Origin of the sequence: Paenibacillus sp. FSL R7-0026 (assembly GCF_038004485.1) — a bacterium.
In the GTDB taxonomy this organism is placed as follows: Bacteria; Bacillota; Bacilli; order Paenibacillales; family Paenibacillaceae; genus Paenibacillus; species Paenibacillus xylanexedens_A.
In genome coordinates, this window is the sequence record NZ_JBBORG010000001.1 from 1137661 (window position 1) to 1151844 (window position 14184).

A 14184-nucleotide genomic window follows, 5' to 3' on the forward strand; every position below is an offset into this window, starting at 1 on the left:
TAAGACATATGGCTTAATTATAATGAATTTTGAATATCGTGTTAACACACTAAATTTTGTGTGTTAGGCTTTAATAGTAAACAAATCCCAATTGAGGAGTTGAGTGTAATTACAAAAGATTCGTGTCAGCAATCACATCTAGAAAGAAGGCCCTCATGATGAAGAAAAAAATTGCAACTATATTTGTTCTATTATCCTTTCTTGAATTAATCGTATTGATTATTGTTGGTAAGTCGATTATCAATAATATCATTCAGCCAGATACGTTCACAGGAATTATATCTCTTCCGTTAGCAGCTTGTTTTCTTTCTTTATGGATGTTTTTCTCCAAACAAAAACTTGAAGAACGTATCGTAGGACTGCAAATTTGCTTTATCACAGCATGTTTAACAATTGGACCGTTAGTTTGTCTATGGTTTGTAACTTGAAATTACGCAAAACTATCTAGTTATAAGTAGGAGGACTCATGAAAAGAATAGTAAAGTTTATTACAGCAGCACTTCCCCTTGTTCTTGTTTTTAATTTGATTTTTGTCGGTACAAGTAGCGCAAAAGATTCTGGTACTGAAGTGAATGATATACAAAATTTCACTTTAGAAAATCAAACTTTATTAAGTGACGGATCAGAAGCAAGTACATTTCAATTAAATCCAGAAAACGGAGAGTCTCCGATAATTTATGACGTAACAGAGGAGAAAGATACAGTAACTGTAATCGCTACACAAAATGGAGTTGAGCTAGACAGAGCCATAACTGATAAAAGAACTGGAACGATTAAGCAATTAAAAAATGGAGTAGTTGTAGAGGAATACAAAATTGAAGATCATGTAACCATTAAATCAACTGAGAGTAATAGTATAAATGAAAATGAACAATCCATTCAGTCTGCTCAATCTCAAAATCTCTTAAGATCTGCATATAATTCTGGTATTGGGCAGTATGGATATTTGTATGGTGACTTCACAACTAGATATGGCGATACTTATACGTTAAATTTTAGTGTGGGTACTTCTGTATCTATTATCGTCGGAGCACTGGCTAGTATCTTAACCGGTACTGCAATAGTTTTGGCTATAATAACGGCACTCGGCTCTACAGTTGTAGCAAATGCTATTACATCGCTTATTAGTGGGGATGTGTTTGCTCAGTTTAAAGATTATAACCTTGAGGTTCGTTCCCAGGGTAAAGTAGGCTTAGTATCTAAACAAACGATTGTCAATGCAAAGGTTAATAATTATCGTACAGGTGGATCTTCGTGGGTGTATTTACGAACTGAAGGGGACGGAAGAAGTTGGGATGATTTATGTATTATAGGAGCCTACAATGTATATCTCCAAAACCTATAATTAGAATCAAATCATGTATAAATGAATGATTAAACAGCAATAATTATGCAGGCAGCGGTTCTTTGACCTTCTAGGGTCGGTAGAGAACCGCTGTTTGTGATGTCCTTGGTTTAGATCGGATAGATAGTCGATTGAACCTGCATATTATATGCTCAAGGAGATCGACAGCATCAGGCCTGTCCAGACCCAGAAGGGCATAAGGTATGTGCCCGTTTCATTCTTTGAACCTTTCTTCAATGATGTGGTGGTGACTGATGGCAACGTTTCGATATCCGCGCAAGTGTCGACGATTCAATAAACGGGTGGCCGTAACTGGCTATATTATAAAACTCAAGACCTTTGAAACCAACCTATTTCTAGGAAACGGGTTTCAAAGGTCTTTCCCCATCCTCCACATAAACCTTAATCGCTTCATACAAAAACCTCAAAAAATCTCCATTACCAAACTGATCGAAATAACCCGCATAGCGGCGATCCGTCGTATAGGCTTCAGCGATACACCTCAAAATCTCATCATCACAGACCATAAACTGTTCCAGACAATTCTTCCATTCACGCACTAACGCTTGCACCTCACCAGAAGCAGGAGATAGATCCTGATGTTTCGCCAACTCCCGAAATACCTGCTCCATATTGACCGAGAACTGCTGGTAGGCTTGTTCTTGCTCTTCCGCAGACAGCTCGCTCACATTAGCTTCGAATTCCTGATATTTCTCGGTATCTCCGTAGATGAACTTCGCCTCGGATTCATATTGTTCTTCAATAGACAGGATGGAAGAGTCGTCAAACAGATGAAGATGAGAGATATCCGTCCCATCTACATACTCATCCAATTGATGGATGATGGTTTCGAGCTTTTGTTTGCGTTGAACGAGTGTGCTGCGGTGCTTTCTTAGGATATCTTTCTGTTCTTCTTTCGAAAGTTGCATCATGGCGGCAATGTCTTTTAATGAGAAATTCATTTCTTTGAACAACAGAATCATTTGCAGATTCCCCAGTGCCTCTTGATCATAATAGCGATAGCCGTTGTCCTCGACTTTGCTCGGTTTCAATAGATCCGTTTTATCATAATAATGTAATGCGCGTTTGGTGATGCCAGTAATCTGAATAATATCTTTAACGGTGAAATAGGGTGTCTTCATTCCAAAATTCCTTTGTTTCAGCAAGGATGACACTTGCCGGAGTGATGGTGGCTTCGGTAATCGGTGTACCTGTTTTGTTCAGATAATATTGGATTAAGTGATAACCGCAGGCATAGCCAGCCGCATAGGGCATACCTACAGGAGTGAAATTTTGCATTATGGCAAGTTCATCGCCGTATAGAAACGGATTAATCTGGTCAAATCCTGTGACATGCAGCTGATCTTTCATCTTCGGTTTAATTACGTTATTCAATGTCTCCATATCCGTTTTGGTTACCCATGGGCCTAGCAACCCTTCTCCATACAGGGATGTCGCAAAGCTCTCAGCCAACCCCTCGCTAACGACCATCTCGCCAAGCGTAATCTGTGGATTCCACTGGATATATTGATACCTCACGTTATGATTGCATTCATGGGCCAACACGGATTGCATACGAGGTAGAGTATACCCATTGGGGATCAGGTTCGCAATAATATAACCCGGGATTCCGCCATCTCCGCTGATGCCTTCGTTCATGTTGAGTGAAGGGCTATTCTTGTCGCCTAATAAAATCGTATATAGATATTCGTAGACCGAAAGCTCAATCCCGTGCTCTGTAAAGGTGGATAGACTCGTACGAACAGCTTCATGACACTGTTGCCAAAACGCTTCAGACGAGATTGCTGCTAACGATTCGTTAATCTCAGGTGTGATATCTGCGGGAGCGATATTCATAAAGTTATTCATCATAATCACGTCGAAGCCGTGAGGCTCATGAGAGCGAAACGGAATCTGTTGAATGTTCCATTTGTTCATAAAAGGACCCATCATCCGCTCGCGGTATAACTCCAATTTCTCATCGGGTGCAGCCTGTATGATCTCCTCATAGATTTGATCTGAACGTAACGCGGTAATCTTCATCCTTAATCTCTCCTTCATGTAAGCTTGAGATCATTATCAAGTATGACCTAACGTCACAGTCAAGCGTTGATGTTACGCTGCTGGCTCTCTGAGTGATTCTTCATCTTCAGTGCGAATATCAGAGCAGACAGGATGTAGATCAGGCTTAACAAGAGGTAGGGGAGTTGCAGCGAGAATACGCGATCAAATGTCGTTTCACTAACCCGCACCAATAACCCGCCGAGAAGCGTACCGATGGCACTAATTCCAAAGGACAAAAAGCGAAACACACTTCCGACCCGGCCGAGCATCTCATTAGGAACGGAGCGTTGCAGGATGGAGGAACGGGTAACATTGTAGACAATAATGAAAAATGCAGCACAGAAGTACAGTCCGCCTACCATATACGCATTTGTAGTTAGACCCACCACACCGTAGATGATTCCCATGCACAGAATGGAGGAAATAATCAATTGTTTTGTACTCCATTTCTTACGCATATATGCAACAGCCTGGCTTCCTACAATGCTGCCGATTGTTGCAATGGAGATGAGAATACCGAATGCAAAGGCATCCAGCTGAAGCACATCTCGTACAAAAAAGATCTGAGTAGCCAGAATGATCGAATACATCAGCGTAACTGTGACAGATAAAAGGGCTAATCCGCGGAGAAAACGATCATGATAGACATATTGAATACCGGACCACATCTCGCGTTTCCAATTGTTCATCGGGCGAACTTCTTTCTTGGTTGTTTCCGTATCCCCTGGATAGAAGTTTCCCTTCAAACTGATCAAAAAGAGTAGAGCAATAACAGCCGTTACGGCGTCTATGGCAAAAGGAAAAACAATATGCAGGGTGATAATAAACCCTCCCAGGGCAACGCCCAGAATATCACTCGTGATTAACTGTCCGGCGGTGAACTGCCCATTCGCTTTCTCCAATTTACTCTCATCTACCAGTTGAGGGATGACTGTCAGCACCGTACTGTCGAATACAACTCGGCTCAGGCCAATACCAAACATGAACAGAGCCAGAAGCGGAATGCTCACCCATCCTCCCCAGATGCATAACGTCAGGGCTAGCAGAAGGATCATTCGCGTTAAGCCTGCGCCAATCAGCATATGTTTGCGTGAGTAACGGTCGATGAGGACACCTACAGGAAGACTGAATAGTAGCCAGGGTAAACGAAGTGCCGTCATGGTGACAGAGGCATACAGCGTATCGCTTGTAAGGGTTGATATGAGCCAAGGAACCGCAGCAAGTGTAAGTCCATCACCCAAAAATGTAAGCGAAAATGCACCGAATAACTTGGTATAGTTTGACTTGATTTTCATCGTTCCCTCCTCCAATAAGATGTATAGCATAGTAACATTAAGTTTGGAAAATAATGTGTTTTCACTTAAACAAATTTAAGTTATTCTAAAATGGTTTTCAATCCTATTTTTACAACAAATAACTTCACAAAACGCTTACAAACTTTCAATTCTACCCTACCTTTTCCGCTACGAAGCTGAGATAATGGGAGAGGAATAAGGTATGAAACAGATGCGACAACCATGTTCACCAACAGTCTAAAAATAAAAGCTGCATATCCATAGGAGGATTATTAATGACGACACAACCATTGAATCTGATCCAATCCACGGAGGGCCAAGCATTGCTAGCCCAGATGTATGGACAATCACAAGTAGAGGAACAGACCTCACGTTACACAAAGCTGAACGCAACGTTCGAAGAGTACTTTGGCGCACAAGAAGGAAGCAAGTTGTTCAGCGCGTCAGGACGTAGCGAGATTGGCGGTAATCACACGGATCATAACCATGGTAAAGTGCTGGCGGGCAGCATTACGCTGGATACGATTGCAGTGGCAGCGCCAACTGCGGAGTCGGTTATTACGTTTTACTCAGAAGGTTATGACAAGAATTATGTAATCGATCTCACGGACCTCACGCCAAATACAGAAGACGATGGCACAACAGCATTGATTCGCGGTATGGCTGCGGGATTTGGAGAATTCGGATATAAGGTTGGCGGCTTCCAGGCGTATCTCTCCAGTAATGTGTTCTCGGCATCTGGGGTGAGTTCCTCTGCTTCATTTGAGATGTTGATCTGTACGATTTTGAATCACTTCTATAATGACGGTGCACTGGATGTTGTGACAATGGCTAAAATCGGTCAGTATGCGGAGAACCACTATTGGAATAAACCTTCCGGTCTGTTGGATCAGATGGCTTGTGCGTACGGCGGACTCATTGCTATTGATTTTGAAAACCCAGCACAACCTGTCATTGAACCTGTTCAGTGGGATTTCCAACAAAACGGCTACTCATTGGTTATTGTCAATACGGGCGGTAACCACGCCGATCTGACGGAAGATTACGCTGCTGTACCGTATGAGATGAGAGCGGTTGCTCAAGCACTGGGCAGTGAGTATGTTCGGGAAATTACAGCAGACGCAATCTATGCGAACCTCAAGAAGGTTCGTGAAGCTGCTGGCGATCGTGCCGTGTTGCGTGCGCTTCATTTCCTGGAAGAAAACAATCGTGTCGATGGTCAAGTTCAGGCGTTGCGGGATGGACGTTTTGCTGATTTCCTGAAACTGATTACGGCGTCCGGTAACTCGTCATGGAAGTGGTTGCAGAATGTATATCAGAGTGGTGCTGTGAAGGAACAGGAGATTGGCATTGCGCTGGCACTGACCGAGAATTATCTGCAAAACCTGGGTGATGGCGCTTGTCGTATTCATGGTGGTGGATTCGCAGGGGTTATTCTGACGATCCTTCCGAACGAAAAAGTAGAAGAGTATATGTCCTGGATGCACGACATGCTGGAAACGCCAATTATTGTCGTTAATGTACGGGCACAAGGCGCAGTATGCCTGAATGCATTGATCGCTAACGCGAGCTAAATAGCACTCAGTTAAATAGTTCTAACATGATTCTACGAAGTCCGGGCCATGCCCGGGCTTTTTGGGTTGTTCATTTTTTGAAAAAACTTCAAACTTTGAAGGTCTGTAATGTGTTATTTAAGTAGTGGTTTAGTTAGGTGGGTAGTGACTAGAATACAGGCGTATTGATGATGGGTCGAATAGGTGAGAGGCTGTATCTCAATAATGTTCTCAAGGGGAGGAAGGATCAGATGATTACACCTACAGTAACTGGGCAGGAAGAGACTCAATTATACGAGGAGTTGCAGCGTGCGATTGAAGATGTGGAAGAGGGCGAGCAGCGGAAAATCGTTCTCAATCGGATGATCAGACAGCTCAGGTTCGCCAAGTGGCGCAAAGATCGGATGCGCAAGGTCGATGCATACTGCCAAAAGATCAAACCCGCGACACTTTGGATCATATTAGCCACAGGCGCACTGGCACCAGTCTTGCTGTTTAGCATGTTCATCTGGGTATCGTTGTGGGTGGAATGAAGCTGTAGCGAAGAGGGAGACATTATGAAGTTTATAAAAAAGAACCGTTAACCATCGGATTATCGTATTCCGACTGTAACGATTCTCTGAACTATCTTTAGGGTTAGTGGGACATTTGCGTAGATTTACCGTCTAAAGATTGCACTTGTCCCTGGATATACTGGTGGTAATCACGGAAGCTGCTGATGTGATGCAAAGAATCGGAATTCTCGGACTGGATCTTAATTTTACCGTCCTGAGGCAGATTTTTCATCTCGGCAATGACGGATTTGGAACCTTGGATATCGCCGGACATGTCCTGAATTCGCTGTAATAATGCCGGATGTCCTTCATGTTGGAGCATTTCGGCGAGTGGTCTCATTTCCTCCAACTTTTGGCTCGACCGTTCAAGTGTGGTCATCACTTTGTCTCCATCTGTACTTGCGCTAAGCGAAACCATTCGGTGGATGTGATCCTTCTCCATACGCTCAAGCGCTTCAAGATGGGAAGCTTCCAGTCGTTTGGGATCGCTCCAACTCTCCGATCGAACGGTGTCATTCTGTTGCTGGGAAGCATTATTCGCAGTGCTATTGCCACAGCCCCATAACAGAGTTGAGCAGGTTAACACGGCTCCAACGGCGATGATACTTTTTAACCTCATGCTGTCACTCCTTCAATAATTTACTTATGGTAGTATGAGCCGTAAATTGGTAATTATGCATGTAAATAAAGCAAAGAGTAGTGACTAGCATTAAGGATTATTAATTCTTAGGGGAGTATTAAGGCCGATGGTTGGAGGTCTTTTTAATAATCAATAAGGAACGCAGTATTTATATTTCCATATATATACTGTAAAATCTTCTGATAAAGCTTATTAAGCTGAGCAATACGATCAGGAAATCAGGAGGTTACATGCGTAAGAGGAAGAATGAGAAGCTGTTCAATTATTTATTATTATTTTTAGTTTTGTATGGAATTAGTTTGTTAATTTGGCCTATAGCTCTTTTCGGACTGGGGATGTCTCTAGCTGCACCGTTTCCACATACATACGATACTTCCCGTGATATATTAGTTAAAATTCTTTTTACATATCCTTTGGGCGTATTATTTGCAATATTCTATTGTGGGATTAGTTACGAGAACGGCCGATTCAAAGCCCCTTACTGGGTTGTTCATGTTCCATTACTTTGGCCTGCTACGTGGATCATAGTCGAATATTTAGGATTAACATTTGGTTTTTAAAGAAAAATGGATTTTTCTCTTATCAACAAGTAAAAAACACAAACACCCCTTATCCGGCTCCAGACGGGCAAAGGGGTGTTTCACGTTATTCCTACACTTTCCGTTTATATTTCCCTGTATACGGGATGGTGAGGTGGATTTTCAGATCTTGAATTGAATCTTCGGTAAGCATCATCTTGCTGCCATTGTTTGATAACTTGCGCCAGAGTTTCGGATTTTTGCGATACAGCTTCTCCTGAAGACCGTAAATATCCACACCACGCTCAAGGCCGTGACGATAGGTCTGCATGATCTGCTCCCGCAACTTCACTTCACTAATCTGGATCATCTCTTCATAAGAGGTGGGCACCAGGTATTCGTAAAGGGCAGTTAGGTATTCGGCGTCAATGTTGAACTTGACCTCTTCTCCATGAATGACAGGTTTAATTTTGATCTTTGGCAATCCTACACTAAGTGCCCCGTAGATCGTTCCATCCTTCTGGACAAGTAGGGGGGCCCGCCGCATGTCTTTGATTAGCCAGTGATAACCGGGAAGCTGACTGCGTGGAAAGTATTCAAAGTCATAACCAGTCTTCTCAAAAAAGGCCCCTTCCACCAGAAACAAATCATGTTTCTTCTCATTCTCAGCCCACTGGGTATCGTTCAATGCAAGACTCGGCAGATACGTCGTGGTAGCCGGATCATTATGTGTTGCAATGAGCTTAAAGCTAAGCACAGGCGGGTACAACGATTCTTCCATGTACGTGGGGAGCGGATTGTGAAGAATGCTGTCCAGTGGCGACATATTATAGATGGACGTTGCACTTAGGATTTTCTCCAGAGGCTCGCGTGTTCCATATACCCAGGTTGTATAACGGGATTCTGGAAATCGTCCCAGCATGTCGAACACTTCTTTGATGTGTTTGCTGGTGAGCACCCCTTCAGCCATAACGATGGCTGTCACATGCCCCCAAGCCATGTGTAATTGAGCCGTACGGAACAGTTCGTTCAGCGCAAGGCTCATGGTTTTCCCTTCGGCATGTCCGACCCAAACAGGCGGTGTATCTGCACTTTTGGTTGAACTTTCACTTTTGGCGACACTGGCAAAATCCAGCGTTTGTACATACAGGTGATACATGCCGTCCTTATAATCAATCCCAAAGGCTTTGGCGTAGTCCACCTGTTGAATCTCAAAGGCACTCCAGCATCCACTTGTCATCACGCACATCGATAGGCTTAACAGACCCAGCAAACATCGCTGTAACAAGTGTTTCATCGTCCGTTTCCTTTCTTACGCGGTTCTTGAGTCTCAAGATAGACCGGTCTTCGTTTACCTAACCCCTTTGGCAGTTTGAATAATGAAGCTATCGCTTGTTTGAAATGAAGCGGTGTTAACGGCGTGAGATACGGAATGCCAAATGATTTGAGATCGGTCAGGTAGATGAGGAACAGAATCAACGACAGGATGAACCCATAGATGCCGAGGGATGCCCCCAGGACAAAACAAAGGAACCGCAGGATCAGCACAGAGCTGGTCATGACCTGATTCACAATGGTTGCACCAGCTACGACGGTAACTGCGATGATGACAATCATGAGGGGAGAGACCATGCCGGCTCGAATGGCGGAATCACCGATGATCAAACCTCCAACGACAGTTAATGTCTGGCCGATGGCACTTGGTAAACGTACCCCCGCCTCTCGGAACAGCTCCATTAGCAGCATAATGAGAAACATCTCCACTCCCGATTCCATCGGAAGTCCCATCCGCCCTACCGATATCGTGGCAACCAGTGGGAAAGGAATCTGATCCATATGAAATGAGGTCAGCGCAATATAAAAGCCGGGCAGGAACACGGTGATCATCAGGCCAAGAAAGCGCAGCATCCGCCCTACGTTGACAGCTAAGAAGGGAAAGCTGGCATCTTCCGGTGATTTGAGCAAAAGAAACAGATTGACTGGCCCAATAATGGCGCTGGGATTGCCGTCGACAATGAGGATAAAACGTCCGTTCAGGAGACATTCTGCAGCAAAGTCAGGCCTGCCCGTATAATGGGTGACGGGAAACAAAGTAATCTTCGAAGGGGACAGCAATTCTTCCAGTTCATTGGCGGTCAAGATACGTTCGGTCTCAATCTTGCGCAACCGATCCTGGACGTCTTCGATCAGATCCGGATTGGCGATATTCTTGATATACATCAAAGCTACCTTGGTTGCAGAACGTGTACCGATCAGTTCGATATTACAGGCCAGTTGGTTCGTACGCAGTCGGGTGCGTATCAAGGCAACATTGACGGCAAGGGGTTCAATGAATCCATCTCTTGCCCCGCGGATCGAAACTTCGGTGGTGGATTCCTCCGGTGTCCGAGTAGGGAGGTTAGATATATCAATACTCCACATGGTTTGCAGGGAAGGAATACAGATCAACATATGGCCTTCAAAAACACGGAGAGACATCAGTTCAGTTCCAAATGCCGGATCTTGCAGATCCATTCGGGTCCAATCCAGGCTGATGCACTTTTCAATGTCGGATGTACGAATAAAGTGTGTGTTTTCATATGTTCGTTTGAGTTCCGGGAGAATAATATCGTAGATTGCTTCACTATCTACCATACCGCTGCAATAGGTCATAAGGAGTTGCATCGGAGGTTCTCCGAACATATGACTATTGATGATGACATCATCAGATCCGGCAAAAAAGGTATTCAAGTTGTGCTCGTTCATTCGGAACGGTTCAACTTCACGATTATTCTTGGGTTGGGTTGAGATCGACATGTTTGGGAGCCTCCTTGTCCTTTTTGTGGATTAATGCAGCAATGGTTAATATCACGGTAACGACTGAGACATAGGCCAGCATGACTGGAAACTGAATATGATCCACGTAATAGTCCACGTAATCAATGCGCCACCATTGCATCGCCATAAAGCTCATGATGACGGTAATCGTGAGAATTGCGATATATCGTTTCTTTGGTCTGCGGAAATTCAGCAGATCCACGATGAGATACATGGATATGGCCACCCTTGCAAAGGAACCACTAAGCCACTGATAGATGGACAAAAAATCAACGTGTTGCAGCAGTTTTCCGATATTCACAAGCTTCCATTGCTCATAGGGACTGTTTCGTTGTTTGGCTGCTTCTTCAGGACCGAATTCCACGATGGCCCCGATGGTTGGTCCGATCGCCATACTGAGCATAAACACGCCGAGGATCAGAACATACCACCAACGAATTTTGCCTTTGACTTCATGTTGGAACAACATAAGAATCCAGATTTCCATAAGCCCGGCAAGAGAGTAGATCATGCCCCGCCACACGGGACCCATGCCGTTCTCCATAATCGGGAACAATAGACTGTAGTCTTTATATTTCATATTGGCGGACATTACAAAATAACCAAGCAAAATGACAAAGGGCAGCAGCAGACTGGAAGTCATCGCAATGGAGCGTATGCCTTTAGCCGCTGCCCACGCGGCAACCAGTGCTCCGCCACCAGCCAGAACGTAAGGTGGTGTGAATTGAAGATATGTGGACACGGTCCAGTTAGTTGTCTCATACAACGTATGTGTGCCAAGCGTGAACAGCAGAATGGAAGCGGAGATTCGGAAGATCCAAGAAGGGACCGCACCGAATTCTCGCGTAATCCAATCTGTTAGCCGCTGTCCACGTACACGCCGAATGATGATATACATCATACATAGAAACAACATGAACAAGGGAGCGGCTGCTACAACAGACAACCAGCCGTCTCTGCCGGCAGCTTCGAGAATTGCTGGGATGGACAAGACATGGCAGACCAATCCGGCACTTAATAAAATGATGGAAAAGGACAACCAAATGGTAATTTGACCTTTTTCACGACTCATGGAAATCCTCCTTTCCAATGAAGGAAGTTTCCGTTAGGTTGTACAGCATACAGGAAGTTGATTCCTTTTTCAGATTTTTTCACAGAAAGCTGCAAGCGATATGGACGGACTACGCAGAAAGCTTTAACATACAGATATAGCAATGTCGAAGACAAGCACTGAGCGAAGCATAGAGAAATAGGGAGGAAACCTGCGATGACAAATACAACGAAGGCACCTGGAGAGACAAAAGTTGGCTTTATTGGTACAGGCGTGATGGGTAAAAGCATGGCTGGGCACATCCAGCAAGCGGGATATCCACTGCATGTGTACACGCGAACTGCTGCCAAAGCAGAAGCATTGGTGAAGGAAGGTGCCGTATGGCATGACACACCAGGCAAACTGGTTGCTGCGTGTGATGTCATCATCACGATGGTAGGGTATCCGAAGGATGTGGAGGAGATCTATCTCGGTGAGGATGGTCTCGTAGCCAATGCCAAACCGGGTTCATATCTGATTGATATGACAACATCCAGTCCATTACTGGCTGCACGAATCTTTGAAGCTGCGGAAGCCAAAGGACTGCATGCACTGGACGCGCCTGTATCGGGCGGTGATATCGGAGCGCAGAACGCCAAGCTTTCCATTATGGTTGGTGGTAGTTCGGAGGCCTTTGAAGCCGTGCGTCCGCTGTTTGAGCAGATGGGCACCAACATTGTGCTGCAAGGCAAGGCAGGAGCCGGGCAGCATACCAAAATGTGCAACCAGATTGCCATTGCCTCTGGCATGATGGGCGTATGCGAAGCACTCGCCTATGCCAAGACGTCTGGTCTGGACGCGGAGACCGTGCTGAAGAGTATTGCTACCGGTGCAGCCGGAAGCTGGTCGCTCAGCAATCTCGGTCCGCGCATGATCGCAGGCGATTATGAGCCTGGATTCTATGTGAAACATTTTATCAAAGACATGGGAATTGCACTGGAGTCTGCAAAAGCGATGGGCATGAAAACGCCTGGTCTGGCTCTGGCCGAATCTCTGTATCAGGAAATAGCGAATAATGGTCTGGAAGAGAAGGGTACTCAGGTGCTCTACACCTATTATCTTCAGGCTTAACATCAAGAGAACAGCAGCGTATTCTTTTTCTATTCAGGAAAGGGTTGCGCTGTTTTTTTTAATTTTGCGGTTTGTTTATGCGTCTAAAGTCACGGAATTGGTTAAATGTTCATATGTACTTTGCGTATTGGAGAGATTTTGATCGTTTTCCCTTTATTTTTACCCCGCTTTATCCGACATAAGTAATAGAAGTTTACATAATGAATGTGTCAAAGGATGTTATTCCTCCTGTAATGGTCACCCGTAACCCACACTATAATAGAACGGAGCTTGCCCATGTTCAAGAAAATCCTGTCTCTGTTCAAGACACAGCCAGAGCTTGCGAGCCAGATTACAGCCTCCGCTTCAGCGTTACCATCGACGACAACCATTCCTCCGCGTATGGTCCGTAGTAAGCGCAAGAAAAAGACGGAAGGGGATTGGATACGCCAGCCGGAGGAGCCTAGTACAGCAGATCAGCTGATTGGTCTTCCAAGTCAATATAAAGTGCTGAACGACTTACTCGTTACCAATCCCAAGTCACGCTCCGGTTATTCGCAGATTGATCATGTCGTAATCGGTCCTCGGGCAATCTTTGTGATCGAAACCCGAAATCTGACGACAGGTGAGATTCGCGGTGGAAGAAGAGAGGCCAATTGGTCGGTCAGCAGCAGCCGGGTCAAAATGTACAATCCACTCATGCAGCATCGTGCACATGTGGAAGCCATCCATGCACACCTCGGAGACTACAAAAGAGTACGTCTCGTCTCTATGGTGACCTTCACCAATCGTTGCCGCATTAGTGTTGATCCTGCTGTGAGATATGTGAATTCGGATGAACTGATCATCTACGATCATGAATTGGTGGAAACGATTCAGCGCAAGACAGAACGACTGGAGAGTGAGGTTCCCGAAACCGTATTTCAAGAGAAGGATATCCAGGCGATCTACGCTCTGTTATCATCGGTCAATTCCACGGATCCTCAGATTCGGTCAGAGCATATGGAGAAGGCTAAAGGGATCAAATAATTACGCTTCACGAACACTGTTGTCCATACGGGCGGCAGTGTTTTTGCGTTGGTCCGAGCGGTAATGTGCAATTAGTAAAAGGCTTTAGACACAGGTATATCGTCGTATACAACCGATTTTTAACTTATGATAGAATGTAGACCATGTCCAATTGTGTGAATCAAGCATGTTATATGAAAGGATATTTTTGTAAGTGGGTGTTCAAGTCTTGAAGCAGAGGTTAATGGTT

Annotated in this window: 13 protein-coding genes; 6 read left to right on the forward strand and 7 right to left on the reverse strand. The window is 44.7% G+C overall.

Annotated features, from left to right (window positions below; genetic code table 11):
• Nucleotides 1–155 precede the first annotated feature (155 nt).
• Entirely contained in the window at nucleotides 156–428 is a 273-nt protein-coding gene (locus MKY44_RS05040) for a hypothetical protein (RefSeq protein ID WP_341006264.1), read from the forward strand.
• 38 nt (nucleotides 429–466) lie between these two features.
• Nucleotides 467–1345, forward strand: a complete 879-nt coding sequence (locus MKY44_RS05045; RefSeq protein WP_341006265.1) for a hypothetical protein — start codon at nucleotides 467–469, stop codon at nucleotides 1343–1345.
• A gap of 356 nt (nucleotides 1346–1701) precedes the next feature.
• Here MKY44_RS05045 and MKY44_RS05050 read toward each other — a convergent pair whose 3' ends face one another.
• The 3 genes from MKY44_RS05050 to MKY44_RS05060 are packed head-to-tail and all read right to left on the reverse strand — an operon-like array spanning nucleotide 1702 to nucleotide 4704.
• Entirely contained in the window at nucleotides 1702–2487 is a 786-nt protein-coding gene (locus tag MKY44_RS05050; protein WP_341006267.1) for a MerR family transcriptional regulator, read from the reverse strand.
• On the reverse strand, nucleotides 2462–3388 hold the full coding sequence (locus MKY44_RS05055; RefSeq protein ID WP_341006268.1) for a DUF2268 domain-containing protein: 927 nt from the start codon (nucleotides 3386–3388) through the stop codon (nucleotides 2462–2464). The genes MKY44_RS05050 and MKY44_RS05055 overlap by 26 nt, the downstream gene beginning before the upstream one ends.
• Nucleotides 3389–3447: 59 nt before the next feature.
• Nucleotides 3448–4704, reverse strand: coding sequence for an MFS transporter (locus tag MKY44_RS05060; protein ID WP_341006270.1), 1257 nt, complete (start codon nucleotides 4702–4704; stop codon nucleotides 3448–3450).
• A 275-nt stretch (nucleotides 4705–4979) separates the two neighbouring features.
• Here MKY44_RS05060 and MKY44_RS05065 point away from each other — a divergent pair, with 275 nt between their 5' ends.
• Both MKY44_RS05065 and MKY44_RS05070 read left to right on the forward strand, forming a co-directional pair.
• Complete coding sequence (locus MKY44_RS05065; RefSeq protein WP_341006272.1) at nucleotides 4980–6278, forward strand: galactokinase; 1299 nt, start codon at nucleotides 4980–4982, stop codon at nucleotides 6276–6278.
• A gap of 230 nt (nucleotides 6279–6508) precedes the next feature.
• Nucleotides 6509–6790, forward strand: coding sequence for a hypothetical protein (locus MKY44_RS05070; protein WP_341006274.1), 282 nt, complete (start codon nucleotides 6509–6511; stop codon nucleotides 6788–6790).
• Nucleotides 6791–6893: 103 nt separating this feature from the next.
• On the opposite strand, the gene MKY44_RS05075 is transcribed toward MKY44_RS05070, so the two are convergent.
• The 4 genes from MKY44_RS05075 to MKY44_RS05090 all read right to left on the reverse strand — a co-directional run bounded on the left by MKY44_RS05075 (nucleotide 6894) and on the right by MKY44_RS05090 (nucleotide 11858).
• Nucleotides 6894–7430, reverse strand: coding sequence for a hypothetical protein (locus MKY44_RS05075; protein WP_341006276.1), 537 nt, complete (start codon nucleotides 7428–7430; stop codon nucleotides 6894–6896).
• A gap of 672 nt (nucleotides 7431–8102) precedes the next feature.
• Complete coding sequence (locus tag MKY44_RS05080; protein ID WP_341006278.1) at nucleotides 8103–9266, reverse strand: Ger(x)C family spore germination protein; 1164 nt, start codon at nucleotides 9264–9266, stop codon at nucleotides 8103–8105.
• Nucleotides 9263–10765 (reverse strand): spore germination protein, encoded by a 1503-nt coding sequence (locus MKY44_RS05085; protein WP_341006279.1) that lies wholly within the window; start codon nucleotides 10763–10765, stop codon nucleotides 9263–9265. Before MKY44_RS05085 ends, MKY44_RS05080 begins: the two co-directional genes overlap by 4 nt.
• The gene (locus tag MKY44_RS05090; RefSeq protein ID WP_341006281.1) at nucleotides 10737–11858 is read right to left on the reverse strand and encodes a GerAB/ArcD/ProY family transporter; all 1122 of its coding nucleotides are present in this window, start codon (nucleotides 11856–11858) and stop codon (nucleotides 10737–10739) included. The genes MKY44_RS05085 and MKY44_RS05090 overlap by 29 nt, the downstream gene beginning before the upstream one ends.
• A 195-nt stretch (nucleotides 11859–12053) precedes the next feature.
• On the opposite strand from MKY44_RS05090, the gene MKY44_RS05095 reads away from it, so the two are divergent.
• Nucleotides 12054–12947, forward strand: coding sequence for an NAD(P)-dependent oxidoreductase (locus MKY44_RS05095; protein ID WP_341006284.1), 894 nt, complete (start codon nucleotides 12054–12056; stop codon nucleotides 12945–12947).
• 276 nt (nucleotides 12948–13223) lie between these two features.
• Nucleotides 13224–13955, forward strand: a complete 732-nt coding sequence (locus MKY44_RS05100) for a nuclease-related domain-containing protein (protein WP_341006285.1) — start codon at nucleotides 13224–13226, stop codon at nucleotides 13953–13955.
• Nucleotides 13956–14184 lie beyond the last annotated feature (229 nt).